This window comes from Martinezella sp. CNPSo 3964, assembly GCF_057784375.1.
In genome coordinates this window covers 45,652-71,353 of sequence record NZ_JBXSOW010000020.1, presented here as the reverse complement: position 1 = coordinate 71,353, position 25,702 = coordinate 45,652, and the positions used below count along the sequence as shown (strand labels likewise).

30 protein-coding genes and 1 pseudogene are annotated in these 25,702 nt (G+C 57.6%); 25 read left to right on the top strand and 6 right to left on the bottom strand.

From position 1 onward, the window contains the following. Positions 1 to 288: 288 nt before the first annotated feature. The 3 genes from AC13Q5_RS34370 to AC13Q5_RS34360 all read right to left on the bottom strand — a co-directional run bounded on the left by AC13Q5_RS34370 (position 289) and on the right by AC13Q5_RS34360 (position 2,222). Positions 289 to 555, bottom strand: coding sequence for a hypothetical protein (locus AC13Q5_RS34370; RefSeq protein ID WP_488504866.1), 267 nt, complete (start codon positions 553 to 555; stop codon positions 289 to 291). Positions 556 to 1,295: 740 nt separating this feature from the next. Continuing rightward, positions 1,296 to 1,499: a CsbD family protein gene (locus AC13Q5_RS34365; protein WP_145637301.1), complete on the bottom strand. Its 204-nt coding sequence runs from the start codon at positions 1,497 to 1,499 to the stop codon at positions 1,296 to 1,298. A 135-nt stretch (positions 1,500 to 1,634) separates the two neighbouring features. Continuing rightward, positions 1,635 to 2,222 carry a hypothetical protein gene (locus AC13Q5_RS34360; RefSeq protein WP_488504865.1) on the bottom strand — a complete coding sequence of 196 codons (588 nt, stop codon included), beginning with the start codon at positions 2,220 to 2,222 and terminating at the stop codon, positions 1,635 to 1,637. Positions 2,223 to 3,146: 924 nt separating this feature from the next. Here AC13Q5_RS34360 and AC13Q5_RS34355 point away from each other — a divergent pair. The 3 genes from AC13Q5_RS34355 to AC13Q5_RS34345 all read left to right on the top strand — a co-directional run bounded on the left by AC13Q5_RS34355 (position 3,147) and on the right by AC13Q5_RS34345 (position 5,195). After that, entirely contained in the window at positions 3,147 to 3,590 is a 444-nt protein-coding gene (locus AC13Q5_RS34355; protein WP_488504864.1) for a phage prohead protein, read from the top strand. 170 nt (positions 3,591 to 3,760) lie between these two features. Continuing rightward, a complete protein-coding gene (gene ligD / locus AC13Q5_RS34350; protein WP_488504863.1) occupies positions 3,761 to 4,804 on the top strand; it encodes a non-homologous end-joining DNA ligase in 1,044 nt (347 codons plus the stop codon). 58 nt (positions 4,805 to 4,862) lie between these two features. Continuing rightward, on the top strand, positions 4,863 to 5,195 hold the full coding sequence (locus tag AC13Q5_RS34345) for a hypothetical protein (protein ID WP_488504862.1): 333 nt from the start codon (positions 4,863 to 4,865) through the stop codon (positions 5,193 to 5,195). 442 nt (positions 5,196 to 5,637) lie between these two features. Here the strand turns inward: AC13Q5_RS34345 and AC13Q5_RS34340 are convergent. After that, a pseudogene (locus tag AC13Q5_RS34340) lies at positions 5,638 to 5,757 on the bottom strand (integrase); the annotation flags it as partial. 186 nt (positions 5,758 to 5,943) lie between these two features. Then, complete coding sequence (locus tag AC13Q5_RS34335) at positions 5,944 to 6,612, bottom strand: TetR/AcrR family transcriptional regulator (protein ID WP_488504861.1); 669 nt, start codon at positions 6,610 to 6,612, stop codon at positions 5,944 to 5,946. A 172-nt stretch (positions 6,613 to 6,784) separates the two neighbouring features. Between AC13Q5_RS34335 and AC13Q5_RS34330 the strand changes: the two genes are divergently transcribed. The 18 genes from AC13Q5_RS34330 to AC13Q5_RS34245 all read left to right on the top strand — a co-directional run bounded on the left by AC13Q5_RS34330 (position 6,785) and on the right by AC13Q5_RS34245 (position 21,542). Further along, positions 6,785 to 7,216 (top strand): DoxX family protein, encoded by a 432-nt coding sequence (locus tag AC13Q5_RS34330; RefSeq protein WP_488504859.1) that lies wholly within the window; start codon positions 6,785 to 6,787, stop codon positions 7,214 to 7,216. An 84-nt stretch (positions 7,217 to 7,300) separates the two neighbouring features. Further along, complete coding sequence (locus tag AC13Q5_RS34325) at positions 7,301 to 7,972, top strand: GTP cyclohydrolase II (RefSeq protein ID WP_488504858.1); 672 nt, start codon at positions 7,301 to 7,303, stop codon at positions 7,970 to 7,972. A 34-nt stretch (positions 7,973 to 8,006) separates the two neighbouring features. After that, entirely contained in the window at positions 8,007 to 8,777 is a 771-nt protein-coding gene (locus tag AC13Q5_RS34320) for a RibD family protein (protein ID WP_488504857.1), read from the top strand. Next, positions 8,764 to 9,270: a DsrE family protein gene (locus AC13Q5_RS34315; protein ID WP_488504856.1), complete on the top strand. Its 507-nt coding sequence runs from the start codon at positions 8,764 to 8,766 to the stop codon at positions 9,268 to 9,270. Before AC13Q5_RS34320 ends, AC13Q5_RS34315 begins: the two co-directional genes overlap by 14 nt. Then, a complete protein-coding gene (locus tag AC13Q5_RS34310; protein WP_488504855.1) occupies positions 9,263 to 9,892 on the top strand; it encodes a TlpA family protein disulfide reductase in 630 nt (209 codons plus the stop codon). Before AC13Q5_RS34315 ends, AC13Q5_RS34310 begins: the two co-directional genes overlap by 8 nt. A gap of 462 nt (positions 9,893 to 10,354) precedes the next feature. Further along, on the top strand, positions 10,355 to 11,038 hold the full coding sequence (locus AC13Q5_RS34305) for an amino acid ABC transporter permease (protein ID WP_488504854.1): 684 nt from the start codon (positions 10,355 to 10,357) through the stop codon (positions 11,036 to 11,038). A 13-nt stretch (positions 11,039 to 11,051) separates the two neighbouring features. Further along, positions 11,052 to 11,699 carry an amino acid ABC transporter permease gene (locus AC13Q5_RS34300; protein ID WP_488504853.1) on the top strand — a complete coding sequence of 216 codons (648 nt, stop codon included), beginning with the start codon at positions 11,052 to 11,054 and terminating at the stop codon, positions 11,697 to 11,699. Beyond that, positions 11,683 to 12,411, top strand: coding sequence for an amino acid ABC transporter ATP-binding protein (locus AC13Q5_RS34295; RefSeq protein WP_488504852.1), 729 nt, complete (start codon positions 11,683 to 11,685; stop codon positions 12,409 to 12,411). Before AC13Q5_RS34300 ends, AC13Q5_RS34295 begins: the two co-directional genes overlap by 17 nt. Before the next feature lie 30 nt (positions 12,412 to 12,441). After that, on the top strand, positions 12,442 to 13,248 hold the full coding sequence (locus tag AC13Q5_RS34290) for a transporter substrate-binding domain-containing protein (protein ID WP_488504851.1): 807 nt from the start codon (positions 12,442 to 12,444) through the stop codon (positions 13,246 to 13,248). A 69-nt stretch (positions 13,249 to 13,317) separates the two neighbouring features. Next, entirely contained in the window at positions 13,318 to 14,121 is an 804-nt protein-coding gene (locus AC13Q5_RS34285) for an NAD-dependent epimerase/dehydratase family protein (RefSeq protein ID WP_488504850.1), read from the top strand. A gap of 5 nt (positions 14,122 to 14,126) precedes the next feature. Then, positions 14,127 to 15,215, top strand: coding sequence for a mandelate racemase/muconate lactonizing enzyme family protein (locus AC13Q5_RS34280; RefSeq protein ID WP_488504849.1), 1,089 nt, complete (start codon positions 14,127 to 14,129; stop codon positions 15,213 to 15,215). Continuing rightward, a complete protein-coding gene (yjfP, locus tag AC13Q5_RS34275) occupies positions 15,212 to 15,988 on the top strand; it encodes an esterase (protein ID WP_488504848.1) in 777 nt (258 codons plus the stop codon). Before AC13Q5_RS34280 ends, yjfP begins: the two co-directional genes overlap by 4 nt. Continuing rightward, entirely contained in the window at positions 15,985 to 17,649 is a 1,665-nt protein-coding gene (locus AC13Q5_RS34270) for an IclR family transcriptional regulator domain-containing protein (RefSeq protein ID WP_488504847.1), read from the top strand. Before yjfP ends, AC13Q5_RS34270 begins: the two co-directional genes overlap by 4 nt. 20 nt (positions 17,650 to 17,669) lie before the next feature. After that, positions 17,670 to 18,407, top strand: a complete 738-nt coding sequence (locus AC13Q5_RS34265) for an RraA family protein (protein WP_488504846.1) — start codon at positions 17,670 to 17,672, stop codon at positions 18,405 to 18,407. A gap of 4 nt (positions 18,408 to 18,411) precedes the next feature. Next, the gene (locus tag AC13Q5_RS34260; RefSeq protein WP_488504845.1) at positions 18,412 to 18,882 is read left to right on the top strand and encodes a nuclear transport factor 2 family protein; all 471 of its coding nucleotides are present in this window, start codon (positions 18,412 to 18,414) and stop codon (positions 18,880 to 18,882) included. Positions 18,883 to 18,892: 10 nt separating this feature from the next. Then, positions 18,893 to 19,183: a YciI family protein gene (locus AC13Q5_RS34255; RefSeq protein ID WP_488504844.1), complete on the top strand. Its 291-nt coding sequence runs from the start codon at positions 18,893 to 18,895 to the stop codon at positions 19,181 to 19,183. A gap of 4 nt (positions 19,184 to 19,187) precedes the next feature. After that, entirely contained in the window at positions 19,188 to 20,621 is a 1,434-nt protein-coding gene (locus AC13Q5_RS34250; RefSeq protein ID WP_488504843.1) for an aldehyde dehydrogenase family protein, read from the top strand. Between the two features lie 9 nt (positions 20,622 to 20,630). After that, positions 20,631 to 21,542 carry a cupin domain-containing protein gene (locus tag AC13Q5_RS34245; RefSeq protein WP_488504842.1) on the top strand — a complete coding sequence of 304 codons (912 nt, stop codon included), beginning with the start codon at positions 20,631 to 20,633 and terminating at the stop codon, positions 21,540 to 21,542. A gap of 125 nt (positions 21,543 to 21,667) precedes the next feature. On the opposite strand, the gene AC13Q5_RS34240 is transcribed toward AC13Q5_RS34245, so the two are convergent. After that, a complete protein-coding gene (locus tag AC13Q5_RS34240; RefSeq protein ID WP_488504870.1) occupies positions 21,668 to 22,393 on the bottom strand; it encodes a GntR family transcriptional regulator in 726 nt (241 codons plus the stop codon). A gap of 277 nt (positions 22,394 to 22,670) precedes the next feature. Here AC13Q5_RS34240 and AC13Q5_RS34235 point away from each other — a divergent pair, with 277 nt between their 5' ends. From AC13Q5_RS34235 to AC13Q5_RS34220, 4 genes are read left to right on the top strand one after another with little or no spacing between them, the layout of a single operon-like run. Then, positions 22,671 to 23,432, top strand: coding sequence for a transporter substrate-binding domain-containing protein (locus AC13Q5_RS34235; RefSeq protein ID WP_488504840.1), 762 nt, complete (start codon positions 22,671 to 22,673; stop codon positions 23,430 to 23,432). A 55-nt stretch (positions 23,433 to 23,487) separates the two neighbouring features. Further along, positions 23,488 to 24,192, top strand: coding sequence for an ABC transporter permease (locus AC13Q5_RS34230; protein ID WP_488504838.1), 705 nt, complete (start codon positions 23,488 to 23,490; stop codon positions 24,190 to 24,192). Next, positions 24,192 to 24,899 carry an ABC transporter permease gene (locus tag AC13Q5_RS34225; protein WP_488504837.1) on the top strand — a complete coding sequence of 236 codons (708 nt, stop codon included), beginning with the start codon at positions 24,192 to 24,194 and terminating at the stop codon, positions 24,897 to 24,899. The genes AC13Q5_RS34230 and AC13Q5_RS34225 overlap by 1 nt, the downstream gene beginning before the upstream one ends. Continuing rightward, positions 24,896 to 25,672: an amino acid ABC transporter ATP-binding protein gene (locus AC13Q5_RS34220; protein ID WP_488504836.1), complete on the top strand. Its 777-nt coding sequence runs from the start codon at positions 24,896 to 24,898 to the stop codon at positions 25,670 to 25,672. Before AC13Q5_RS34225 ends, AC13Q5_RS34220 begins: the two co-directional genes overlap by 4 nt. The last annotated feature ends 30 nt before the right edge of the window (positions 25,673 to 25,702 follow it).

Sequence of the window (25,702 nt, the reverse complement as noted above, 5' to 3'; positions counted from 1 at the left end):
TCGTGATGAGGCCTTCAGGCTGCCGACCGGACGCGGTGACGAGTTCGCCCATGGGACGCCTGGCAGTCCGGACTCACGCGAGCGGGCTGTCATGAAGGCGCGGGAGATTTATGAGCCGGATCGGCTTATCGATAGGTTGAAGGTGAGGAGTAGGGATTTTCAGTAGGAGGAGCTGCGGTCGATTTGGATTCGACGCCTGACGAGACCGAAAGGCCATCAGGTTTGTGAATGCCAACATTCGCTCCCAGAGACGGGCCTCAGGGCTGAAGAACTACGTTTTCGCGCCCATTACTCGCAAACTGTTTCACGCACGACGACCCGATGATGATGGCGGTAGCCATAGCGCCTCTCCGTCCAGCATCGGCGATGATACCTATAGCGTGGTCCGTCGTAGTATCCATCATCTGCGTATGCCGGCCGATCGCGATAGTATCGTGGCGGCGCATCATAGTCGTAGCGAGGCCCAACTCCGTATTCAAAGTAGACCTGAGAGAATGCCGGCGAGGCGGCCAAGGTCACGGCGAGCGCCAGCGCTGCGATTGCAATTCTTTTCATGGCTTTCCATTCCAATTTACATTGCTGCTGCGCGCTAAGCTGCGCTTTGAATGTAGTATGCCACGAGCACTGCTGGTGGATACGGACCAAAGTCCCGGCCATGGAAGGACTTAGGCCTTAGATCTCTGCTCGCTTATAGGAAAGGGGTGGACTCCCCATTCTTACAGCGTAAGATGAAGCATCGTCGCCAACCGAGTAAGTAGGCGGTGGCGACTGAGGGCTTATACGTGCTCCCGCCTGCAAGACGGACGGAGTGGCATTATGCCCTTTCGGAAATACGTATCTATTCCAAACGACCCCGGTTTTCGCGAAGCTTTGATACTTTGGGCTCGCAAATTTACCACATCCGACATCGCAGCAAGGCGTGCCGCTCAGCGGACGATTGATGTCTTGTGCGACAAACCCAGCCTCCTCGACGGACGAGACATAAACGAAGCAATTTTCAAGCTTTTGCGTCGGCACGCATTCGATGAAATTGAACTCTCGTTTGAGCAAAGGGTGCACGGTGACGGCGTCTTGTCCGAGAATGAGCCGATGTGCTGAAGTGAACGGGCCGTTGCCCAGCAGCAATAGCCCTGCCTCGGGGTCCGAGGCAGGGCTGTGAGGTCACGCAACGGAGCTATTGTGCAAAGGACATTCGGGTCATGGCAGATGCGATCGCATCGCCAGCTGGCAAAGACTTTTCGAAATTTGCTCTAAAGGGCTTTATCCGAGGCCAGCCAGACCGATGCGTTCCACTTTTACCAGCTCTGACGGCCATACCAATCGTCAACGTCGGACTTTGCGCGGTCCTTCGCGAGACCATACCGCTCTTGGATCTTGCCTTCGAGCTGATCTCGCTTGCCGGCGATTTGATCAAGGTCGTCGTCGGTAAGCTTACCCCACTGCTCCTTGATCTTGCCTTTAACCTGCTTCCAGTTGCCTTCGACGCGATTCCAATCCATGGCAATTTCTCCTTTTTGGATTACCAAAGATCAATGCCCGAAGATGCGAATTGTCAGTTCTAAGCGTCGGTCATCGCACCACGTGGTATCTTCCAGACGGATTTCGGATGTACCTGCGTCGTCTATGGCGAACAGTCAGGCGACTTTCGCGGCCAGCATCTCGTTGATGCAGTCCTCGTTGCGCGCTTCCAGTTGCTGCATTGGAAAGGCATTGATGAACATGCGGATCGTCTCGTCGAGATCGGCACCGGATTGGGACCAGCCGGGACCGCAACTGACCTGCTCGCCGGCGAGATCCTCGACCTCGAACAGACCGCAGGTTTCGCCGGCCTCGTCATCGACGGCGAGCACAAGCGTACCGAAGCCTCTGCGGTCGTCGTTCCAGTAAACTGCGATCTCGAGAAATCGTATGCCGGTCCGGTTTCCGATCTCCGTCAGTAGCAAGCCATGAACCTCGTCTGTCACGAGCGGCTTCGGCTCATCCCAGCAAAGTTCCTCGTCCAAGGTCGGATAGTCCATGACGTTTTCCAGCAGGTCGCGCATCCTGTCGAGATGGCGAAGCATGTCAGGCGACTTCCCACGGAAGCCGGGCCGGTCGTCTCTGAACGTATCGAAGGCATGCCGGCCCAAATAGCCGACGAAATCATAAAGCGCCTGTGCGTCGTCCTGGTCTATGGTGAGAACACCGTCTCTCGGTCGTGGATCTCTCGAATATTCAAACATTGCTTCCTCCTTCACTTTCGAAACTTGGAACCCAACCGCGCGTAAATCCGACGCTCATTCCAGCCTCGCAGAGGGCCAGTTGTCCTCTAACGAACTTCAATTCGGCGAGCAGAGCGCTGATCGTGGCGCGGGCGTCGCCTTCGAATAGGTTAAGCACGGAAGCGGACCTGATCGAATTGCGGTTCATCTGTCTGAGCGGCTGCGGCTGTCATGAGGCAATAGGTCTCCTGCCCCTCTAGAATCATGGGGGTCAAACTGCTGACGTGTCGATATGGAAATTGCGCAGACGGCGGTTGCTCCGGCAATCTGTTCCTATTATGTTCTCATTTGGGATGGAGTCAAGGGTGCTCCCTCAATGACACCCACCTGCCATGAAAGCGGAGCGCAAAGAGTGAGGGGCAGTCGATCCCGCTTCCCCTTCGGGTCACGATGTTGAAGCTCCTGCGGCTGCCTTTGTCCCGCTTCTTGCGCGTCGAGAATTCCCGAAATCCCGGCTTGCAGCCGGCGCCACGCTGATTTCTCCAATGCTCTCCATTTTTCAGCGTTGCGCTTGCTTACAAGTGAACATTTGATGATCGCTCGTCTACCTGAGAATCGGTGCGGTGATTAGAGGCAAATCGTCGTTACAAGCCATTGCTATTTCAAGGATGGGCGGGGCGATCTGGCGACGCCGATTCACATCCGACGCGCAAATGGCGAGAGTCCGCCGTGCTAGACGTAGTATTGTCGATTTCGACAGCAGCCGTCGCACTTTCGCTAAACAGCTTTCGCGTCCCAGCTAATTCCGCAAGCCACTCAGCATTGCTTCTCTTTTAGGTGTTTCGCGATTTTCGTTGGTCATGTGCCGCTCTGGGTGGTCCGATGTTGAGCATCGTCTCTTTTCGACCGAATAGCGGTTCTCGGACAGCTCTGCTGGAGAAGTGAATGTTTGTCATCAGAGAGCTTCTTAATCGAGACGACATTCTTCAATGGGCGATCACCGAAGGCTTTCAGAAGATCGTCCCGGCGGAGACTTTGCATGTCACGATCGGAAAATTCCACGATCCGAAGGTCCGCCAACTACTAGTTCCCGTCCAGGAAAGTCTGCTGGTTCGCGCAAGCGGACGAAGAGCTGTCTTGAACTTTGGCGGCATCATTGTACTGGCTTTTGGCTGCAGCAAACTTTCCCGCCGTCACGCTGAGTTTCGGCGGGCGGGAATGATATGGTTTTATCAAAGCTACACCCCCCATGTTTCGTTTGCTCTCGACAACCTGGATCTACGGGGCATCCGGCCATTTGACGGGCGCCTCCGTTTTGGGCCAGAGCGTTTCAAGCCAGATCCGATTCTCGATTTATTTCCTGGAAGGGTTTCGGGTTTGGACGGGTAGCGGCTTTTCCAGCATTATCCAGAATCGCCTCACTTTGATCAGCCCCTCGCAATGTCACGGCGTCGCCGCGTTAGATGTCATACGGCCAGTGGAAAGTGAAGAATACCTGGTGAGTTGTCGGGATGAGGAAAGACTCGACTCATTAAGCTTTCTCTGTTGCACTGTTTTCCATGACGAAGTCCCCGCGTAAGTCATCAAAACCCCTTCTCGCCACCTCGGAAATGCCGCTGCGAAGTCAGGCGCGCAAAGCCCGTGATCCAGACCAGCCGAGGTTGCCGCTTGATCCAATGCCGGAGCGGATCGAGCCGGCGCTCGCGCTTCTGAAGTCCGAGGTCCCGAAAGGGCCGCAATGGCTCTATGAAATAAAGTGGGACGGCTATCGCCTCGCTATTCACGTTGAACCCGGCCGCGTACGCATTCTTACCCGTGGAGGGCACGACTGGACTGACCGCTTTCCGACAATCGCCAAGGAGGCCACGGAGTTCGGCATGACGATGATTCTCGACGGAGAAGCTGTCGTCCTAGATGGGGAGGGGAAATCGAGCTTCGGCGCCCTTCAGCACGCTCTTGGGAGAAGGGGCGGGCGGCGGCGAGCAGATGAGGCGATCTTCTATGCTTTCGATCTGCTTTATTTCGATGGACACGACCTGACAAAGCTGGATCTCGCCGAGCGTCGGCAGATCCTGGATGGGTTTCTCGTCGATCATGCCGGCGTCATTCAACTATCCGAGCAGGTCGAAGCCGATGGCGACGACTTGCTGGCCGCCGCATGTGCGCACGGTCTGGAGGGTATCATCGCCAAGAACCGTGAGCTGCCGTATCGCTCTGGCCGTACCGGCGATTGGATCAAGGTGAAATGCGTCCAAAGCGATAGCTTTTTCATCGTCGGCTATGCACCATCCGCTGTTGCCCACGGCGGGATCCGCAATTTGTTTCTCGCTGCCTATCGAGGCCACGATCTTGTCTACGTCGGCAATGTGGGGACGGGCTTCAACGAGCGTGATGCCGCCAGGCTTCGCAAGGATCTGGACAAGCTCAAGACTGCACGGGCACCGATCGCGCTGAAACAGCGCGGCGTCGTCTGGGTCCACCCGACGCTGATCGCCGAAATCGAGTATCGTGCGTGGACTGATGACGGCAAACTGCGTCATGCTTCGTATAAAGGCCTCCGGGAGCGGCAGGACAATGCCGAGGTCTATCGTCTGCCGCAATGAGGCGCAGAATGATTGGCACAGCCCTAACCCGTGTGACAAATGGTCAAGAAGATAAGAAATGGCTCCGCTTCAATCGCCGCCAACAATAAAACTCTTCCGGCTGCGCGACATTGGTTGGTCTCTGTGGGATCCAATAGGTTTATTGAAACCGGGACAACGTTGGCACGATGAGGAGTGTAGGTCGTTCGCCGATGAATACGATACTTACCTGCTGAACGCGGCGAGACAGTTGCGTAGAGGAGTTGCCAGTTCCACCGTCGTTGCATATCTGGTTGACATCGAAGCTAATTACATGGGTTTGGGACAAAGACCCTATACCCATGAAAGGGCAAATTCATTGGTTGCCGCGATCAATGCGGACAGTTTGCTGTGGACCTATCCGGAGCCTTAGGCGTGGTGCCCCGCCAATTGAGCCAATCCGTTCCCCCGCAACTGGCCTGAAACGGCCCCTAGAGATTGGGATTGGCTGGCAAGTTGACCGCCGTGCTCTCACACACTCGCCGAATTCCGGCGAGCAGTATTATGTTATGGCGCTGGCTCAATCCAATCTGGAAGTATTTGGGCCCATTTGCATCGTTATCGCAATTGATAATTGATTGAAAAAATTGGTGTATCTCGCTTTTACATATGGTAAACTTAGTTAGCCGGCTAACAACAGATAAGCAGATTCGAGTGAGAAAAAGACAGCCAAAAAAAGAGTCGATAATCCTGTTGTTTCTCACGGCAACGGCGAAAGTTTCGCTTCGTACACAGGTTAGTGCGAAAACACCGCCCGATTCGCCACCACCATCTCGCCCGCGAATGCGGCGGCCGGTTTTGGCCGCCTCCGGCCGCTATAAGAGCCGAGCTGTCCGGCCGGTCCTCCTCGCAGCATTGTTGTAATAGCTGGAGGCCTGCTGCACGGACCGGTGCCTGGACTGCTCCATGGCCTCTGGAAGGGGAATTCCGCGATTACCCCTCATTTTGACTTAACGATTTCAGGTCGTGCAGGGGAGGGGCGTTGTCTGCGGCCGTTCGGAGTGGTGATTGCGGATGACGAAGGTGTGACGGTGACGACGGCCGGTTCCATCCGGTATTGCCAGACGAGATAAGAAGTTCACGGTTCGGCCCGGCGGGATTGAGGCTGCTGAAGCCTCCTTTTAAGATAATTCACTCAATAGCGTTTCCGCTGCGGCAAGGGATCGGCGCTCACGAACCTCCTCCGATGAGCCCTGCAAGCCCAAGAGCACACGCAAGACGTCGGTTCCGAGAAGGTTACCGAAAAACGTCGCAATGAGATCCCGACGAATCTGTAGGTCGACCTCTCGGAACTCGGCTCTTTGCGAGAAGATGACGTCCATGTTCTCCTCCCACGCTTCAACAAAGCCGCGATATGCAGCTTCTGCCAAATGCGGAAAACGCGTGGTCTCGACCATGACAGTGCGAAACAACGATATGATCTCCGGACTCGTCAGCTTCTCCTGGAACAGGCGGCCCACTCCAACAAGCACATCCTTTAGGGGCTGCTCCTTGAGCGCAACGTTGTCGGGATGGTCCATGTCATGTGAATAGTCACATGCCTCAAGGATCACTGCTGCGAACAGGTCGTCCTTGCTCTCCGCGTGCCGGTAGAGCGTCATGATTGAAACGCCGGCCGCAGCGGCAATCCCTTCCATGCTTGCCCCTTCATATCCGACCCGCAAAAACATGACCCGTGCAGCATCAAGAATTGCCGCTCGCTTTCGCGCCATTAGCTTTGCTTTCGGATGATCGTCAGACCACGCTTTCATAATCCGCTTGACTCCAGGTTCATAACGATAATATACCATATCGTATCATTCAAACGAGAATGATGCCACCATTATCATAACCGCCGGTCAAATGCACCGACCACGTTACACGATTAGCTGAGAATATGATGTCCGCAGCTCCAAACGGCTCGAATCTCCATCTGGAACCCGTCAACGCCCGGCACAACATCACCTTTCAGGAGCACATAACGTGACCACCAATTCGATCTCGGCAGCCAACCAGCATGTCAGCCGCCCTCTCAACATCAGCCTCTGGTTTGTCCAAGGCCTGTTATTCGTGGGCTATGTAATATTCGGCGGAATGAAAATGTTCATGCCAATCGACCAACTGGCGGCAATGTGGGTTTGGCCAGGTCAGGTTCCGCCCGCCTTCTTGCGCTTAATGGGCATGATAGACGCTGCCGGCGGCATTGGGGTACTCCTGCCGGCCCTGACGCGAATCCAACCTCGGCTAACCGTGCTTGCGGCCCTTGGCTGCACAGTGCTCCAGATTGCGGCAATCATTTTCCATGTCTCGCGCGGAGAAGCGTTTGTCACGCCGCTCAACTTTATCTTGCTGGCACTTAGCTCCTTCATCCTTTGGGGACGCTCTAAGAAGGCACCGATTTCCGGTCGGAAATGAGCCAGGATTCGACAATTTTCCCGTTCTTTTCGTCGTACTACGGAGCACCCGCGCATGCCGGAAAACGAACCGTAAGACAACTTCATGGAGCACGCACAGATGAATTGTCTGTCCTTCAAGTCTCCGGACGGTAATTGCGGCCCGTCCGTCCGCACATCGGCACAGTTGCCGCTTCTCGTGGCCGACGGTCACGAGGCGCTGGCCACGATCCATACCTTTCATGGGTTGGCCGACGGCAAAGAACATTTTGCCCTGAAATTCGGAAATCCAGGAGCCTCGCCGCTTGTGCGCTTGCATTCCGAATGCATGACCGGCGATGTCCTGGGCTCGGCACGATGCGACTGCGGCGCACAGCTTCAAGAATCCCTACACCGCCTCAACGATGAGGGCGGCTACTTACTCTATCTGCGGCAAGAAGGGAGGGGTATCGGCTTATATCGCAAGCTGGATGCCTACCGCTTGCAGGAGCTTGGAGAAGATACCTTCGCCGCCAACCGCGTCCTCGGCCACCGCGACGACGAGCGCGACTATACTGCAGGCGCTCAAATGTTGACGGCGTTAGGCATCACGCGCATCACGCTCCTCACCAACAACCCGGATAAGCGAAGCCAGCTCGAAGGACTTGGTATTGAGGTGGCGTCTGTTCGACGGACAAGCGTTCACGCCAACCGTCACAATCTTCGTTATCTCGACGCCAAGATTCGGCACACCGGGCATGCGATCACGCTGCAGGACGACAACGAGGATCGCAGCTAGAGCGACGGATGCGTCCCTTATGGGAGTGAGCAGTATGGAAAGAGTTACGCTCTCAATAGCGTGTTCCATCGACGGATGTATAGACGACTTGTCGAAAAAGCGCCTTATTCTGTCAAGCGAAGCGGATCTCCAAGACATCCAGCGCGAACGCGCAAGACATGACGCTATTCTGGTCGGTGCCGGGACAGTGCGTAGTGACAATCCGACCCTAACCGTTCGAGACCAGAAGTTGGTGCAGGACCGAACAAGGCAAGGTAAACGCCCGCAACCAAGCAAGGTCACCATTACGGTGACCGGAGATCTCGATCCGAGCGCCAACTTCTTTCAAAGGGACGGTGCCGAAAAGATCATTTTCTGCCCAACTGCAATTGCTGCAGAACTCGCGCGCCGTTTCCACGGCCTAGCCACGGTTCACAGCGTCAACGATACACTGGATGCGGGGGACATCATACAAACGCTTGAGACAGTCGGAATTGATAGCCTCTTCGTTGAGGGCGGAACCAAAGTCCTCTCGATGTTTCTTGATGCCGGCGTGTTCGACGACTTTCGTCTGGCGATCGCACCGGTGTTCGTTAGCGAGAGAGATGCGCCCCGATTCCACGCGCCTGCCGGGATCGCAGCAGACCATCGAACGCGACTGGCAGTCACCCGCGTTCGCTTGCTCGGCGATACGACAGTCATCAACTACGCTCAAGGAAAGGCAGGAGCGCAAAAAGGCGCCTCGTTCCCAGATCGACTGCCGAATTCGGCCTCTCTCCTCCACTCACAATCAGCGCAGCGGGATTCAAGTAATGCAGTCGGGTAAATCGATACAATCAAATGCAGTGTTGCGGCTGTGCTGGCCATTCCTGGCAGTGACGATTCTTGCTGGAATTTGGAGCCTCTTACCCGGGGGACATATGGCGCTAGCGAGATCAATGTCGCCAACAGCAGAACATCGAGTTGTCATTCTCATCGATTCAGATGATGAGAAGGTGATGGGGCATGCGATCAGCTATTCGATGAACATCACCCGATCCTTTGCTCTGAAAAACGAAACTGTAAAGATAGAGATCGTCGCCAACGGGTCGGGCATCAAGCTGTTTCGCGCCGACACTTCTCCGCTTCAGCAGCCATTGGCGGCACTACGCCAGACAGTGCCAGGCATCGTATTCAGCATGTGTGATTCGTCGAAAAAGATTGCCGAACAAAAGGAAGGGCATCCTATCGATCTGATCGATGGCGCAAGACTCGTCCCGTTTGGCATCGGCCGGGTCATTGAGCTCGAGGAAAGCGGATGGAGTTACATCCGTGGCTGAGGGGTCGAACGCTGGTTTTGGCCGCAATCAGGAAATGTCTCGCCGCACAGTCCTGACCTCGTTGGTTGGACTGGCTGGTCTCCCGCTCTTCGCCAACGCCAGCCTCTCTGAAGAATTCGACAATCCGCCTGTGTTCAGTACCATGAGACATCAGTTCACCATGATCGAGCCGGCAGCACAAATGTCGGCGGTCACACTGGCGGATGACGCGGGTCGGCCCAAGCGGCTGACCGCTGCGCCGGGCAAGATTTTGCTCCTCAACTTCTGGGCCACATGGTGCGAGGCGTGCCGGCAGGATCTTCCGTTGCTGGAGCGTTTTGAAAGGAAAGCCGGAAATCGGGTCAGCGTCGCCGCGGTCTCAACCGACGCTGCTGAGCGGCGAAGCAAGATCAGACCTTATCTCGAAGAGCTTTCGATCCGTTCACTTCCAATCTACCTTGATCCGGATGGCCGGCTCGCGAGCAACTCGCCCGAGCCAACAGCGCCATTCTCGCTGCTCGGAGGTATGCCCGTGACTTACCTGATCACTCCGTCGGGCCGAATAGCCGGTTATATTCTGGGTGTAGCTAATTGGTTGGCCGAAGATGCGCAAAAGCTGCTGGACTATTATGCGAATGCGTAGTTGCATTCGGTAGTCTCCTGTAGTTGACGGCTCGGACGAAACTGTTCCGGCTGCAGATCGTTTTGAAACGCCGTCTGCGGGCGGGGAACTCACAGTCCCGACGCCTTGGTGAGATTGGTACGGAAGCGGTCGCGCCGCCTTTGATATTTGCGCGTCATCTCGGCCGAGGAGGCAAGGCCGGCTTTCCCATAATATGGCTCGACATGGACGTCATTTTCCAGAGAACGAAATATACGGCTGAAAATCGACAGAAAATGGGAAGAAATACGACAATGATTGGATTTGGAGCCGCATTGTAAGAATTTCGTTGTGAATTTTATCTTTCGAATTGACGTGTGAACCATATTGTGGGAAATACCCCTCCAGCATCTCGGAGGAGATCATATCTATGCTTCAGATTGAACGGACGCCGTCTTCGAGGCGCGTCTTCATGCTGGGCGCATCCCTGAAAGGGAGCGTCGCATGACATACACTTTCGATTTCAATGCAGTCTTCGAACATTGGCCGCTGCTTCTGCGTGGTGCCTGGACGACGCTGGTTCTCGCATTCTGGGCCACCGTGATCGGCTTCGTCTTCGGGACGATGTGCGCGATCGGGCGGACGAGCGGTCCTGTCTGGCTCCGCGCGCTGGTCGGCGGGTACGTGGAGGTCATTCGCAACACTCCGCTGCTGATCCAGAGCTACTTTCTCATATTCGGCCTCGCAAGCGCGGGCCTAAAGCTCCCGATCATGGTCGGCGCCGTCATCGCACTTGTCGTGAACGTCGGCGCATACACGACAGAGGTGATGAGGGCGGGCATCGAATCCATCAAGCCCGGCCAGATCGAGGCTGCGGAGTGCATCTGTCTCACCCGGTTCCAGATATTCTTCCACGTGATCCTGAGGCCGGCGATGGAACGGGTCTATCCCAGTCTCACCAGCCTGTATGTCCTGCTGATGCTCGGCTCCAGCGTCCTGTCCGCCGTCGGCGTCGAGGAACTCTTCGGAAGCTCGAACCGGGTGCAGAGCGAGACCTACAGAAACTTCGAAGTCTTCGTGGTTCTCGGAGGGATATATCTCGTCCTGACCGTGATCATGAGGCTCGCCTTCTACATCTTCGGCCAGACGATCTTCACCCGTCGCCGCCGCCTCGGCACCCCGTTGTGAGCGGAGACCGGACATGAACACGCAATTTCTCGAATATCTCATCCAAGGCTTCATCGGCACCATTGTCCTGAGCGCCCTGACGTTCTTCTTCGGCGGTCTCGTCGGGTTCGCGATCAGCCTTGCGCGGTTGTCGCCAGTCAGGGCGGTGTCTGTCGCCGTCGGCGTGTACACCCAGGGGGTCCAAGGCATCCCGCTGCTCGTGCTGATGGGCGTCTGCTATTTCGGTCCGAGCCTTCTCGGATACGACTCGCTGCCGCCGCTCGTGGCCGCGACGCTTGCCATGACGATCTTCGCCAGCTCCTATCTCGGCGAGATCTGGTACGGCTGCTTCCTGTCCGTTCCGAAGGCGCAGTGGGAGGCGGCGGAGTGCATCGGTCTCTCTCGCTGGCAGCGCATGACCCGCGTCGTCCTTCCTCAAGCGCTTCGGATAGCGACGCCCCCGACTGTCGGCTTCCTCGTCATCATCGTGAAGAACACGTCCGTCTCGTCGCTCGTCGTCGGCTACACCGAGCTTTCCTACAACGCCAAAGTGATCAACAACTCGGCCTTCGAGCCGTTCCTGTTCTTCGGCCTGGCCGGTCTGCTCTATTTCCTCATTTGCTACCCGCTGTCGCTGAAGTCTCGCGCGCTGGAGAAGAAACTCAATGTCGCCAATCGTTGAACTGAACAATGTCGAGAAGTCCTTCGGCGCGGTGAAGGTGCTCAAGGGCGTGACCTTCGGCGTCGAGAAGGGCGAGGTCGTCGCCATCATCGGGCAGTCCGGCTCGGGCAAGTCGACTGCGCTGCGATGCATGAACCACCTGGAGCGTATCGACGGCGGAGAGCTGGTGGTCTGTGGCCACAGGCTCCAGGCCGACAAGGTCGACCTGAAGCAGCTCCGACGCGACGTCGGCATCGTCTTCCAGAGCTACAACTTGTTCCCGCACCTGACGGTGGAAGAAAACGTGACCCTCGGCCCACGGCTGGTCCGACGCCTGTCGAATGCAGAGGCCCGTGACGTTGCAGCCTCCGTCATCGCGAAGGTGGGTCTGGCCGACAAGCTCAAGTCCTATCCCGAGCAGCTTTCAGGCGGGCAGCAGCAGCGCGTAGCCATCGCCCGGAGCCTGGCCATGCAGCCGCAGGTTATGCTCTTCGACGAAGTCACCTCGGCGCTGGACCCGAAGCTCACTGGCGAAGTCCTTCGTGTCATCGAAGGACTCGCCGCAGACGGAATGACCATGGTCCTGGTGACCCACGAGATGCAGTTTGCCCGCAACGTAGCCGACAAGGTCGTCTACATGCGCGACGGCCGCGTCCACGAGATGGGCGGCCCGGACATCCTGAAATCACCTTCGACGCCGGAGCTGGCGGAGTTCGTGGAGCATGATCTTTAAGTGTCGCCAAGTGCCAAAAGGGAGGAAGTAATGAAAGTCAGCAGACAAATTTTTACAGCCGCGGTCTGCGTGCTGCCACTGGTCTTCGGAGCAAGCGGCGCCTTCGCGGACGCCATGGCCAACATCAAGGCCGCGGGAAAGATCCGCGTCGCGATAGATCCCGGCCTGCCGCCGTGGTCCTACAAGGACGACAAGCTCCAACTGACCGGTTCCGAATACGAGACCGCGAAGCTCCTCGCCAAGGACCTCGGCGTCCAGCTCGAAGTGGTCGAGACGAACGGCGCGAACCGTATCCCGCTTCTCATGACCGGCAAGGCCGACATCGTCGTCGCCGCGATGACGATCACGGACGAGCGCAAGAAGGTCATCGACTTCTCGATCCCATATTCGGGCACGTCCACGGCCGTGTCGGCACCGCCTTCCATGAAAGTCACTTCTCTCGAGGACCTGGTCGGCAAGCAGGTCGCCGTCGCTCGCGGAACCGTGATGGACAGCGACCTAACCAAGATGGCGCCGTCAGGCGTCGAGATCGTCAGGTTCGACGACGAAGCTACGACCGTCACGTCGGTCCTGAGCGGCCAGATGAACATCGTCGCACAGTCGCTCTCCCTGAACGAGACCATCAAGAAGCGCGACCCTTCGAAGGTTCTCGAGCAGAAGATCGTGCTGCGGACCAACATGCACGGTATCGGCATGAAGAAGGGTGAGGACGCGCTCCGCAATGCGATCGACGCCTGGGTGAAGACCAACATGCAGAGCGGCGTCCTCGAGGACGTCTACAAGAAGTACCAGGGCATCGATCTGCCGCCGGCCGTCAAGGAAGCTGCGCTGAAGTAGGAATTGTCCGGGGACGATCCTGTCTGGATCGTCCCCGGTCGAAAGACATCTGGATCGGGAAATAAGCGAATGAAGATACTGATCATCGGAGCGGCAGGCGAGGTTGGCACCGGCCTGAGGCAGGAGCTCAGCCAGCACTTTCAACTCCGTTTCCTCGACCTGAGGTGCGACGGGTTCACCGATCAGGACGACTTCGTACAGGGAAGCATCTCCGACTTCGACCTTCTGGTCCGGGCGATGGAGGGCATCGACGGCGTGCTGCATCTCGCAGGCTGCACGACCGACGCAGGCATCGACCAGCAGATCGAAGGCAACATCAAGGGCGCTTGGAACGTCTACGAGGCTGCCCGTCTGTCCGGCGTGAAGCGCGTCGTGTTCGCAAGCTCCCATCACGTCGTCGGATACTATCCGCGCAACCGCCGCATCGGCTCGGACGTCCTTCTCCGACCTGACAGCCGCTACGGCCTGACGAAAGCCTTCGGAGAGCAAGTCGGAGCCCTCTATGCAGACAAGTACGGCCTTCGGGTGCTCTGCATCCGGATCGGCCGCGCGAACGAGCGGCCCGAGGACCGTCGTCGCATGTCCATCTGGGTGAGCTGGCGCGATCTCGCGCAGCTCGTGCGGATCGGCTTCGAGAATCCGTCCCTGAGATACGCCGTCGTCTACGGCGTATCGGGCAACGATCGGACCTTCTTCGACAACAATGCCGCCTTCAAACTCGGCTACCGACCACAGGACAACTCCGAAGCCAACGCCTCGGAAGTGATGGCGCAGCCGCCGGAAGATCCCGAACTGGTGGGCACCCATGCGATCGGCGGCCATTTTTCCAACAACGAATTCGAGGCGCCCGTCTCGAGGATCTACGAGTGGTGACGACGATGAAAATCACTTCAATCGAACCCATCGTCGCCCGCATCCCCTTCAGCGACGGCGGCACCGGGATAGGCATCACCCCGCAGAGCTGGAACACGCTGGACATCGTACTGGTCAAGGTCGAGACGGACACGGGTCTTGTCGGCTGGGGCGAGGCATTCAGCTACTTCTGTTACCGTCCCGTCGCCTTGGCGGTCCGCGACATGATCGCACCGATCCTGATCGGCCGGAACGTCGAGGACGCCGCCGACCTCAACCTCGAGGTCCAGAAGAAGCTCGCGCTATTCGGCCGCTACGGTATCACTATCTTCGCCCTGTCGGGCGTCGACATCGCATTGTGGGACCTCAAGGCGAAGGCTGCAGGCGTCTCGCTCGCCTCGCTCGTGTCCGAAGGATCACGGAGCAATATCGAGGCCTATGCCAGCCTCGTCCGGTATGGCAATGCCGACCTCGTGTCGAAGTTTTCCGAGCAGGCATGCCGCGAGGGATATGGCACCCTGAAGCTTCACGAGATCAGCATGCCGGAGATCCGGGCTGCCAGGAAGGTCATCGACCCTCGCATGCGCCTGACCGTCGACGTCAACTGCACATGGTCAGCCGACCTTGCCAACGAATACCTCCCCGAACTGAAGGCTCTAGACACGCTCTGGCTCGAGGAGCCCGTCTTCCCTCCAGAGGATTTCGAGACGATGGCGAAGCTCCGATCCCATGGGGTCGGCCTCTCTGCGGGCGAGAACGCCTGCACCGCCTTCGAGTTCGAACGGCTCATGCAGGCCGTCGACTATCCCCAGCCGAGCGTGACCAAGGTCGGCGGCGTCACCGAGTTCCTCAAGGTCTGCAGGTCGGCCGAAACTCGCCAGATCACCGTGATGCCGCACTCTCCGTATTTCGGGCCGGGCTATCATGCGACCGTGCAGCTTGCAGCGGCAGTCAAGAACGCCGGACTGTTCGAATATCTCTACGTCGAACCCGAAGCATGGATCGGTGTCGATACTCCGCGTCCGGAAGCTGGTCGGATTGCTGTCCCTGATCAGCCTGGGATCGGCTTTTCTCCCGATCTCGACGTGCTCGAGCAGTATCGGGTGCAGCTATGATCGTCATGTTCGAGGACGACATCGGGGGCATACCAGCGATCCACGCCGCGCCGCGAGACGCGGTGGACGCCTGCCTGCCGACCGTCTTCTTCTTCCATGGATACAGGAACTCCAAGGAGACCAGTTCCTTCATGGCCTACATGCTGGCGATGAAGGGGATGCGAACGATACTGCCGGAAGCGAACCTTCACGGCGCCCGTTTCGATGGGAACGACACCTTCCGGCTGACCCAGTTCTGGAGCCTCCTGAAGCAGAACATCGACGAACTGGAAATCTACCGAAACCACTACGTGAACCGAGGCCTTGCAGACCCCGCGAAGATCGGTGTGTCCGGAGCGTCCATGGGGGGCTTCGTCACTTTGGGCGCGCTCTCTCGTTACGACTGGATCGCCGCTGCGGTGAACTACATGGGTTCTGGCTACTACGAAGACGCCTCCCGGACGATCTTCCCGCCCGGTGGACGTTATGATGCCGACACCTATCGGGCGCACACGGAGGCGCTCTCCAGGCTCTCCGGCTACGGCGTTTCCGACAGCACACTGGGTTCGATTGCGAGAACTCCTTTGCTGACATGGCACGGTATGCGCGACGAGGTGGTGCCGTTCGGAGACAGCGTCCGTCTTCAGTCCGATCTCCTGCGGGCGGGACTGGACGGCAATTTCGAACTCGTGCTCGACCCTGTCGGCACTCATCGTATATCTGCCGACGGCGCGATCAAAGGTGTCGAGTTCTTATCCCGCCACCTGCATCCCGAACATGGAGCATCCCGATGAGCAACACCACGAGACCGGAGCAGGACGACATGAGCAGCGATTCCGCTGGCGGAGTGCCGGGTACCGGCCTCCTGAACAAGTCGCTTGACATCCTCCAGTTCATCGGCGAGACCGACCAGAGGCTCAAGGTGAAGGATCTGTCGGCCAAGACGGGCTTCTCGAAGAGCACGCTCTACCGGATACTCGCGGCACTCTCTTCGCGCGGGTTCATCACCATGGACCGGCGCGACCAGTCCTACATTCTGGGTTCGAAATTCACTTCGCTCGCCGGAAGCGTGAGCCGAAGCTCCGAACTCATTGCGATCAGTTCGGTCATCCTGAAACGGATCGCCGACGTCTACGGCGACAACGTCAACCTCGGCGTGATGAACGGTGACATCCAGCAGGCGATCGCGCGATGGGAAGGAAGCGGTGCACGCCGATTCGCCTCCGGAATCGGCGAGCGCAAGCCTTTATATTGCACCGGTCTTGGAAAGTCGCTTCTGGCATTTCAATCGGAGAGCGATCGAGAGAGGCTGATCTCGCAGATCGTATTCACGAGATACACCGACAAGACGATCATGACCCCCGAAGCTCTGCGTTCGGACATCCAGATGATCCGGGCGAGGGGCTTCGCCATCGACGACAACGAGATCATCGACGGCGTCCGCTGCGTGTCTGTTCCGATCTACGATACAAGCGGTTCCGCGATCGCATCCATCAGCATCACGGGCCCGGCATTCCGTATGTCGGACGAGAGGATCTCGGAACTGGCTTCGGTTCTCCAGGCTGCTTCGCGTGCGATTTCGCAGGGCCTCGCTGCCGTCGTCTCCAGAGGCGTTCCTATCGAGGCCGGCCAGTTCCATGGTCTTCCTGTCAGGCTCCACGACGTCCAGGCATTCAGGGCGAATGCCATGACCTATGACAGGAGGCGGAAGACGCTGTTGTGGACGGACGGGCCAGGCGGAGCTGTCTACCGGCTCGCGGAGGACGGTCGCGAGATCGTCGTGTGGTTCGACAGCCCAGTCCAGGGTCTGGCCATGGATCCCTCCGGCGATACGCTTCTCGTCGTATCGGAACGTGCACTCTGGCGGGTTCCGGCCGATGGCATCGACGCCCAGCCGTCCAAGGTGATGGAAGCCGACCTGTTCGCGAATGCCGCATCCATCCACCAGTCTCCGGCCGGACGCTTCGCCGTCCTTACCAAGGTATCGGAGGATGAAGGCTCCATCGAGGTCTCCGACGACAGGGGCACCGTGCTCGCGACCGTTCCCGACGTTCTGATTCGCGCCGGTGTGGCGGTCTCTCCGGATGGGAACATCGTGGTCGCGATCTGCGCAGGCACCAACTCGATCCTGACGATCGACCTCCGTAAGGAAAAGATCGAACCTGTACGTGGGGGCGTGCTTCCGGTCGCTCGAGGCGATGTCAACGGCATCGGTCTTGATGGCGGCGGAGACCTATGGGTCAGCCATGCGAACCGTTGGAGGGTCACCTGCCACGCGGGCGATGGCTCTCTCAAGCTCACTGCTCCCCTTCCGTTCCCGACCCCGTGCGCCATGGTCTACGACGAGCACAGGTCGGCGATGATGGTCGGTTCCGAGCGTATCGGACTCTCACCGAACGTCCTTGAACTCGCCCCCTTGGCGGGCGGGATCATAGAACTTCCCAAACCATTCTGAAAACTTAATCGAGGATTCCCATGACCGATAAAGCACAGCTCAACGCGGACACGCTCGAAAAGCTCAAGGGCTGCAGCACCGCCACCCTCACGACGCAGTTGTTCAAGCGCAACTTCCGCCAGCAGTTTCTCGTCGGCGTAAAGGCGCTCAACGCCGATGCCGAACCCTTTGCCGGCGAAGCCTTCACACTCCGCTTCATTCCTTCCCGTGAAGACAAGGACTGGGATCTGGGCGATCTGAAGAAGCGCGGCGAAGACAACGTCCAGTGGGAAGCGGTCGAAGCGATCGAGGCCGGCCAAGTCCTCGTCATCGACAGCCGGAACGATCCGCGCGCCGCTTCGGCAGGCAACATGCTGATGCTTCGCATGAAGCGCAAGGGCGTCGCCGCCGCGATCACGGATGGTGCGTTCCGCGACGGCACTGAGATTTCGAAGATGGGCTTCGCGGCATACTGCGCCGCGAACACGGCATCCACGCGCCCGGCCTACCACCGCGCCGCCGACATGCAGCTTCCGATCGGATGCGCTGGTGTCGCGGTCTATCCCGGCGACATCGTCGTCGGTGACTCGGACGGCGTCGTCGTCATCCCGCGGGCCTATGCGAACGAGATCGCGGCGGATGCCTATGAGCAGGAGCTGCGCGAGAAGTTCCTCTATACGAAGATCGACGCCGGCGCGTCGCTGTGGGGCACCTATCCTCCGAACGAGGAGACTTTGAAGGAATACGCAGAGTGGCGTGCCAAGCAGGGGGCGGAGTGAACCCATGGCAGATCAAATTCCTGCACAGAAGGCCGCGGCTCTGATCCGTCACTATTTCCAGATGTGCAATGACGCCGATCGCCAAGGTCTGATCGACTGCTTCACTGCCGACGCCGTGCACTACTTTCCGCCCGGCTTGCCGGGCGCGCCATGGCGCGGTGCGGCGGCTATCGCGGATGGGTGGGTCTGGTGCGTTAAGACCATGGGTTCACGCTGGACGATCGAGAAGATCCTCGCCGGTGCGGACGGTCGCGAGGCGGTGATTGAGTGGACCCATTGGAAGACAGCGATCGACGAGGTCCTGCGCGGGGACGAGTGGTACATCTTCAACGATGATGTCACTCGTATTCGCGAGATCCGGGCCTATTACGCATCGCCCGTCAACAAAGCCGAGCCGATAAACAAGCTCCACGAATTCGACTACGAAGGCAGGGGCTACGCACTCCAGCCCCCGTCGCTGGCACCGAGAACCTAGGAGTACCGACATGCAGTTCACCATCATAGCCCGCGACGATACCGCCGCGGGAACGCTAGATCGACGTCTGGCAGCACGCGAAAAGCACATGGAGCGCATCCATGCAATGAAGGCGGAAGGTACCATTTTCGATGGCGGCGCTTTGATCGACGCAGACGGCAAAATGATCGGATCCGTCGTTCTTTGCGAGTATCCGGACCGCGCAGCGCTCGACGCTTACATCAATAGCGAGATCTATTTCACCGAGGGCGTCTGGAAAGACATCCAGGTGCTGCCCTTCCGTCGCGTACAGTGGAGATAACACGATGACCATCCACCAGAACCTGATCGGCGGCGATTGGACGGGTACAAAATCTGCCGACAACATCAATCCGTCGAATACAAACGAAATTGTCGGCCAGTACGCGAGCGCCGACACTAGCGACGTGAACCAGGCGATTGCCGCTGCCAAGGCCGCGTTTCCTGCATGGTCCCGCTCGGGAATCTGGGAGCGCCACGTCATCCTGAAGAAGGCCGGCGACGAGATCATGACTCGGAAGGATGAGCTCGGCGCGCTGCTGGCCCGCGAGGAGGGCAAGACCCTTCCAGAGGCCATCGGCGAGACCGTCCGTGCCAGCCAGATCTTCGAATTCTTCGCGGGCGAAGTGCTGCGTCTTGCCGGCGAGACCATTCCGTCGGTACGCCCCAACATTGGTGTCGAGATCACCCGCGACCCGCTCGGTGTCATCGGCATCATCACGCCCTGGAACTTCCCGATCGCCATTCCGGCCTGGAAGATCGCGCCGGCGCTCTGCTATGGCAACACCATCGTCTTCAAGCCGGCCGATCTCGTACCAGGCTGCGCTTGGGCGATCGTCGATATCCTCCACCGTGCAGGCCTACCCAAGGGCGTGCTGAACCTTGTCATGGGCAAGGGCTCGGTCGTCGGCCAGGCAATCCTCGACAGTCCCGATATCGCGGGCATTACTTTTACGGGTTCCACAGCGACCGGAAAGCGTGTCGCATCCTCATCCATCGAGCACAACAGGAGGTATCAGCTCGAGATGGGCGGTAAGAACCCGATGATCGTTCTCGATGACGCCGACCTCACCGTCGCCGTCGAAGCCGCCGCCAATTCCGGCTTCTTCTCGACCGGCCAGCGCTGCACGGCGTCCTCGCGCTTGATCGTCTCCGAAGGTATCCACGACAAGTTTGTGGCGGCACTGACAGCGAAGCTGGAGACCTTGGTAGTCGATGACGCCATGAAGCCCGGAACGCACATTGGACCCGTAGTGGATGGTCGCCAGTTAAAGACTAACACCGACTACATCGAGATTGGAAAAAAAGAGGGTGCGAAGCTGGCTTTCGGCGGCGAGCTTCTGAAGCGCGACACGCCCGGCTTCTACCTGCAACCGACGCTGTTTACCGAAGCCACCAACCAGATGCGTATCTCCCGCGAGGAGATCTTCGGACCCGTCGTCTCGGTCATCCGCGTCAAGGACTACGAAGAGGCGTTGGCGACCGCCAACGATACGCCGTTCGGCCTGTCCTCCGGCATCGCGACGACCAGCCTGAAATACGCGACGCACTTCAAACGGAACGCCGAAGCGGGGATGGTGATGGTCAACTTGCCGACGGCGGGGGTCGATTTCCACGTGCCATTCGGTGGCCGCAAGGGTTCTTCTTATGGCTCGCGCGAGCAGGGGAAGTACGCTGCAGAGTTCTTCACCGTCGTTAAGACCGCGTACACGCTGGCTTGAGGATCTGAGATGACGCTTCACGAATACAAGAAAACCACCTACGCCAGGCACTATGACGATCCGCCTCAAGTCGTCGCGTCTGATGGCTCCAAGACCTGGATCACACGCGGCGCAAATCTCGTGATCTCCATCACTGAGGCAAAGGCCGGGACTGTTCTAGAGCGCGAAGACAATCCCGACGAGTACATGCTTATCCTTCAGGGAGGCGCCAGTGCAGAGATTGCTGCACAGGGAGAGACAAGGTCGGTCGGTGACGACACTCTGTCCATTGTCCCACCGGGCCAAAGTCGGGTAATCGTTGGCAGCGAAGGCAAAGTACTGAGGATTTTTTCAAGCCGAGCTACTGACCTGGCCGGGATTGCCGCGAACGCCCAATCCTACTCCACGGTGCTTGAAGGCTATGCTCCTCTGGTAAACTGGCCGGATCCGGCCGGCGGCTTCCGCATTCGATCTTATGACTTGTCGAAGTACCACGACGAGTCTGGACCTTTGATCCAACCCCGGATCTTCCGGTCAACAAACCTAATGGTCAACGTCTTCGCGCCTTGGCATGCTCTGCGGGAGACTTCGAAGCTCGGACCTCATTACCACGATGATTTCGAGCAAGCCTCAATCTGCCTGAAGGGGCAGTTCGTGCACCACATACGCTATCCGTGGACGGCCGACCTGAGCGACTGGTATCCTGACGAGCACACTGAGATCGGCAGTCCCTCGGTCACGGTCATTCCGCCACCCCTCGTTCATACGACGCGCAATGCCAGCGCGGACGGTGCCATCCTCGTCGACGCGTTTGCACCGCCACGCGCCGATTTCTCGCTGAAGCCAGGGTTCGTTCTAAATGCAGACGACTACCCGCTTCCGGAAGGACTCGATACGCGTAGCGTAGCGCTTGCTGGGAATGTCTCGGCTTGGAAGGCTTAAGAGCCAATTTCGTAGACGCGTTGAACATTGGCCGCCCGGTCCGATTTTGGGCGGCCCAAATACGTCACGGTCCCTGTAGGTGCGTTTTGCCGGCGCCGAACGAGGACGAGCTAACCGCTAGGACTTCACTCCCGAACTTCTCCAAGTTGGCCGCGGTCCAGCGAGGAGGTAGCGATCAGCTCTGGATGAATTGGGATCATCCGCTCCACATCTTCAAAAATCATTTCGATGTGCTCAGAGAAATGGTCGCCGGCGGCTTTCTCGTCACGCGCTGCAATCGCATCAAAAATATTCTGATGCTGTTTAAGGCCAAGCTCGAAATTAGATTCAAACTTGAATGCAAGCCGACGCACCCGGTCCAACTGGCCTGTGGCGAGATGGATAACCCGCCACAGGTTCGGGTATCCAGACGCTTCTACAACCAGTCTGTGGAACTCGTTGTCCAGTTTGAAGAAGTCGTCGATGTTCTTGGCTCTGGCGGACTGCTTTTGCCTGAAGAGCGAGAGCTCAAACGCATCGATCTGTTTTCCATCCCAACAGCGTGCTGCAAGTTTGACAAGTCGCTTCTCCAAGGTGTCACGGGTCAAATAACCTTCGACGACCTGTCGCATTGCGATCTGGCTCACAAAGGTCCCACCGCTCGGCCGCACCACCACAAGATTCTCCGCTGCGAGTTGCAGTATAGCCTCGCGGACTGGCGTGCGAGAAATGCTCAGGTGTTCGCAAATGCTCTTTTCCGGGATGGGTGCGTCCGGCGGAAGCGCGATCGAGATAATGGCCGCCCTCACGAGTTCATACACCTGCGTCGCTTTAGGCAACCTAGCGTCGGTCTCGCCCCAAAAAATCTCCACAGCCAATACTATCTCCCAAATTGCAGTGGCGAACCAATATACCCACATTCTGGTATACTCAACCGGCTCATGTCGATTGGATTTAGTCCATAGATTGAGCTTTCGGTGAGAGGAGATGGATCAAGAAATATGATATCTGCTTGAAATTAATGAAGTAAAGTCCTTTACATGCAGTGCACTGTATAGCGTGAAAAAAAGTGCTTGCGAGCTCCGATGTACCAATATACTGGTATATCCATCGTCACGAAGATGGCGATCACGAAAAAGGGGATCGAAAATGAGAAAAATCAAAAGCCTGTTTTTAGTCATGCTGTTGGCCTCCTCCGCTCACGCAGTCGAAGCGCAACAGATGACACTCAAGCTGGCAACCGAGGGCGTGTATCCGCCATTTAACTACATGGCCAACAACAAACTCGTAGGATTCGACATCGACATCGGCGACGAGCTGTGCAAGCGGATCGACGCTAAGTGCGAGTGGGTCACTCAGGAATGGACCGGGATGATCCCTGGGCTTCTTGCGAAGAAATACGACGCGATCGTCGCATCGATGTCCATAACGGAAGAGCGCCGCAAGATGGTCGCTTTCACCGACAAGTATCAGACGCCGATCGTCCAGTTCGTCACATCGAAGGATGCAGGCGACGATGTTTCTCCCGATGCCCTCAAAGGGAAAATCGTCGGCACTCAGGGATCTACGACCCTCGCGAACTACCTCGAAGGTAAGTACAAGGGCTCCGACGTAAAGCTCTATTCCAGCGCTGACGACGCCTTCGCAGATCTCGCCGCCGGCCGCATTGATTATGCATTCTCCGACCTCATTAGCGATATGAACTGGCTGAAATCTGACGCCGGCGGTTGCTGCAAACTGGCGGGAAATGCAATTACCGACGAGCAGTATCTTGGCTCCGGCAAGGCCGTTGTCCTGCGCAAGGATGACGACGCCCTTCGGACGAAGCTCAATGCCGCGCTTGCTTCTATGATCAGCGATGGCACCTTCAAAAAGATCAACGACAAGTATTTCCAAGTCTCAGTCTACTGACCTCACCATGAGGGCGGGGAGCGCATGTTTATGCGCCCCGATCGCTGGAAAACGAATGTTGGGCAAAATGATTGAAGATATCTTTGGTGCCGACAATCCGTGGGCGCAGTTGATCGCGCGTGGCGTGGTCGTAACCGTTGAACTTGCTGCGGTCACACTCCCGATCGGCCTTTGCGCCGGACTGGCGGTGGCGTTTCTGACCGCAAGGAGCGCCGGTCCCGTTTCAAGGCTCTGTAGCCTGCTGATGATTGTTGTTCGGTCCGTCCCGGAACTGCTGACGATCCTTATGGTCTACTACGGGGTGCAGATGCTTCTGCAGAGATACGTGTCCGATACCATCCAAATAAGCCCTTTCTGGGCCGGGGTCACCGCTTTGTCTTTAGTGCTAGCTGCATTCTCAAGCCAAGTCTTTGTCTCGGGACTTCGAAATGTTCCGCCGGGTGAAGTTGAGGCAGCGCAAGCTTTGGGACTTACGTCGCTACCTCTCCAGTTTGGAATTGTGTTGCCCCATGTCTTGCGGCTGTCGCTCCCCGCGCTTGGAAACCTATGGTTGATAATCATTAAAGACACCGCGCTTGTGTCCGTCATCGCCCTCCAGGATCTGATGCGTGCCAGCAGTATCGCGGCCAGTAGCACGAAGCATTACAGTACATTCTTCCTGATAGCCTGTGCCCTGTATCTGACGCTCTCTTCGTTCTCGGGCGTCCTCTTCAGAACCGCCGAAAAACGGCTCAACCGTGGATACATGCGGAGCATCTGATGTGGGATCTTGTATATCAGTATGGTCCGCGGCTTGGCGCCGGACTGGTCGTCACGTTGAAACTAATGTTCTCAGCTATCGTCCTAGGCGGATTGCTCGCTTGGCCGCTGGCCTTGGGCATGGTCAGCGGAAAGCCGTGGATCAGTCGTCCTATTCACTTCTACGTATACCTAATGCGCGGCACGCCTCTGCTCGCGCAAACCTATCTCTTTTATTTCGGAATGGGAGATTTCCGCCCCCAGCTTCAGAGCGTTGGATTGTGGTGGCTTTTCCGAGACGCTTACTTCTGCGTTCTCATAACTTTTACGCTGAATACCGCTGCATACCAGGCAGAAGTTCTCAGAGGCGCTATTGGCGCCATCAATCCTGGTCAGATCGAAGCCGCGAAGGCTCTGGGTGTCGGATCATTCCGGATCTGGTTGTCCATTATCGTCCCTCAGGCGCTCCAGCTTGCTTTGAAGCCGCTATCTAACGAGGTGATCCTGATGCTGAAGGGCTCCGCGATCGCGAGTGTCGTGACGGTGGAGGAACTGATGGGGGCCACAAGGATCGCATTCGCACAAACCTTCGACTTCCGAATCTACCTAATCTCTGCGGTCGTCTACGTGACGATCATCGAAATCACTCGCAACTTTCTTGCTGTGATCGAGAAAAGATACAGCAGACATATGCCAACGACCGCGATTGCGGCAGGAAGGTCTCAATGACAAGTAGGTCACCGGCATCCGACATCGGCGAAAAGCCAGCAATCCAACTGATGGGTCTGAACAAGTTCTATGGTCATCACCAAGTCCTATTCGACGTCTCATTGGTGGTCGAGAAGGGGGAAAAAATAGTCGTCGCTGGGCCCTCAGGCTCTGGGAAGTCCACAATGATCCGTTGCGTAAATCGCCTTGAGGCATTTCAAAGCGGGAGGATCATCATTGGCGGAGTTGAGCTGAACGACACGCCTGCACGTATCAGACAAGTGCGCCGCGAAGTAGGGATGGTGTTCCAGCAGTTTAATCTTTTCAGCCACATGACGGTTCTGGAGAACTGCTTGTTCCCGCTCCGTTGGGTCAGGGGTATGTCGCGCAAGGACGCGGAACAGGTTGCGATGGAATACCTCGCAAAAGTCCGCATCCCGGAACAAGCCCGCAAATATCCAAACCAGCTTTCGGGAGGGCAGCAACAGCGCGCCGCAATCGCTCGTGCGCTCTGTCTCAAGCCAAATGTAATGCTGATGGATGAGCCGACTTCTGCCTTGGATCCTGAAATGGTTCGCGAGGTTTTGGACGTGATGACCAACCTTGCTGAAACCGGCATGACTCTCATCTGTGTCACCCATGAGATGGGATTTGCGCGCCGCGTTGCCGACCGAGTGGTGCTAATGGAGAAAGGGCGCGTGATTGAAGACTCTCCGAGTGAGCGGTTTTTCACCGATCCTAGGGAAGAGCGGACTAAGCAGTTCCTGAGCCAGATGCTGCACGGTGTCGCTTAGGGACGGCATGGGGGCGAGCAACACGCCACC

What these genes read in the sequence shown, in the direction of transcription:
- AC13Q5_RS34225 (WP_488504837.1), top strand. Translation starts at nt 24,192, where the DNA reads ATGTGGGATCTTGTATATCAGTATGGTCCGCGGCTTGGCGCCGGACTG.
- AC13Q5_RS34265 (WP_488504846.1), top strand. Translation starts at nt 17,670, where the DNA reads ATGACCGATAAAGCACAGCTCAACGCGGACACGCTCGAAAAGCTCAAG.
- AC13Q5_RS34320 (WP_488504857.1), top strand. Translation starts at nt 8,007, where the DNA reads ATGGAAAGAGTTACGCTCTCAATAGCGTGTTCCATCGACGGATGTATA.
- AC13Q5_RS34250 (WP_488504843.1), top strand. Translation starts at nt 19,188, where the DNA reads ATGACCATCCACCAGAACCTGATCGGCGGCGATTGGACGGGTACAAAA.
- AC13Q5_RS34360 (WP_488504865.1), bottom strand. Translation starts at nt 2,222, where the DNA reads ATGTTTGAATATTCGAGAGATCCACGACCGAGAGACGGTGTTCTCACC.
- AC13Q5_RS34315 (WP_488504856.1), top strand. Translation starts at nt 8,764, where the DNA reads ATGCAGTCGGGTAAATCGATACAATCAAATGCAGTGTTGCGGCTGTGC.
- ligD (WP_488504863.1), top strand. Translation starts at nt 3,761, where the DNA reads ATGACGAAGTCCCCGCGTAAGTCATCAAAACCCCTTCTCGCCACCTCG.
- AC13Q5_RS34345 (WP_488504862.1), top strand. Translation starts at nt 4,863, where the DNA reads ATGGCTCCGCTTCAATCGCCGCCAACAATAAAACTCTTCCGGCTGCGC.
- AC13Q5_RS34230 (WP_488504838.1), top strand. Translation starts at nt 23,488, where the DNA reads ATGTTGGGCAAAATGATTGAAGATATCTTTGGTGCCGACAATCCGTGG.
- AC13Q5_RS34325 (WP_488504858.1), top strand. Translation starts at nt 7,301, where the DNA reads ATGGAGCACGCACAGATGAATTGTCTGTCCTTCAAGTCTCCGGACGGT.
- AC13Q5_RS34285 (WP_488504850.1), top strand. Translation starts at nt 13,318, where the DNA reads ATGAAGATACTGATCATCGGAGCGGCAGGCGAGGTTGGCACCGGCCTG.
- AC13Q5_RS34260 (WP_488504845.1), top strand. Translation starts at nt 18,412, where the DNA reads ATGGCAGATCAAATTCCTGCACAGAAGGCCGCGGCTCTGATCCGTCAC.
- AC13Q5_RS34370 (WP_488504866.1), bottom strand. Translation starts at nt 555, where the DNA reads ATGAAAAGAATTGCAATCGCAGCGCTGGCGCTCGCCGTGACCTTGGCC.
- AC13Q5_RS34270 (WP_488504847.1), top strand. Translation starts at nt 15,985, where the DNA reads ATGAGCAACACCACGAGACCGGAGCAGGACGACATGAGCAGCGATTCC.
- AC13Q5_RS34335 (WP_488504861.1), bottom strand. Translation starts at nt 6,612, where the DNA reads ATGGTATATTATCGTTATGAACCTGGAGTCAAGCGGATTATGAAAGCG.
- AC13Q5_RS34365 (WP_145637301.1), bottom strand. Translation starts at nt 1,499, where the DNA reads ATGGATTGGAATCGCGTCGAAGGCAACTGGAAGCAGGTTAAAGGCAAG.
- AC13Q5_RS34255 (WP_488504844.1), top strand. Translation starts at nt 18,893, where the DNA reads ATGCAGTTCACCATCATAGCCCGCGACGATACCGCCGCGGGAACGCTA.
- AC13Q5_RS34355 (WP_488504864.1), top strand. Translation starts at nt 3,147, where the DNA reads ATGTTTGTCATCAGAGAGCTTCTTAATCGAGACGACATTCTTCAATGG.
- AC13Q5_RS34280 (WP_488504849.1), top strand. Translation starts at nt 14,127, where the DNA reads ATGAAAATCACTTCAATCGAACCCATCGTCGCCCGCATCCCCTTCAGC.
- yjfP (WP_488504848.1), top strand. Translation starts at nt 15,212, where the DNA reads ATGATCGTCATGTTCGAGGACGACATCGGGGGCATACCAGCGATCCAC.
- AC13Q5_RS34305 (WP_488504854.1), top strand. Translation starts at nt 10,355, where the DNA reads ATGACATACACTTTCGATTTCAATGCAGTCTTCGAACATTGGCCGCTG.
- AC13Q5_RS34220 (WP_488504836.1), top strand. Translation starts at nt 24,896, where the DNA reads ATGACAAGTAGGTCACCGGCATCCGACATCGGCGAAAAGCCAGCAATC.
- AC13Q5_RS34295 (WP_488504852.1), top strand. Translation starts at nt 11,683, where the DNA reads ATGTCGCCAATCGTTGAACTGAACAATGTCGAGAAGTCCTTCGGCGCG.
- AC13Q5_RS34235 (WP_488504840.1), top strand. Translation starts at nt 22,671, where the DNA reads ATGAGAAAAATCAAAAGCCTGTTTTTAGTCATGCTGTTGGCCTCCTCC.
- AC13Q5_RS34245 (WP_488504842.1), top strand. Translation starts at nt 20,631, where the DNA reads ATGACGCTTCACGAATACAAGAAAACCACCTACGCCAGGCACTATGAC.
- AC13Q5_RS34300 (WP_488504853.1), top strand. Translation starts at nt 11,052, where the DNA reads ATGAACACGCAATTTCTCGAATATCTCATCCAAGGCTTCATCGGCACC.
- AC13Q5_RS34290 (WP_488504851.1), top strand. Translation starts at nt 12,442, where the DNA reads ATGAAAGTCAGCAGACAAATTTTTACAGCCGCGGTCTGCGTGCTGCCA.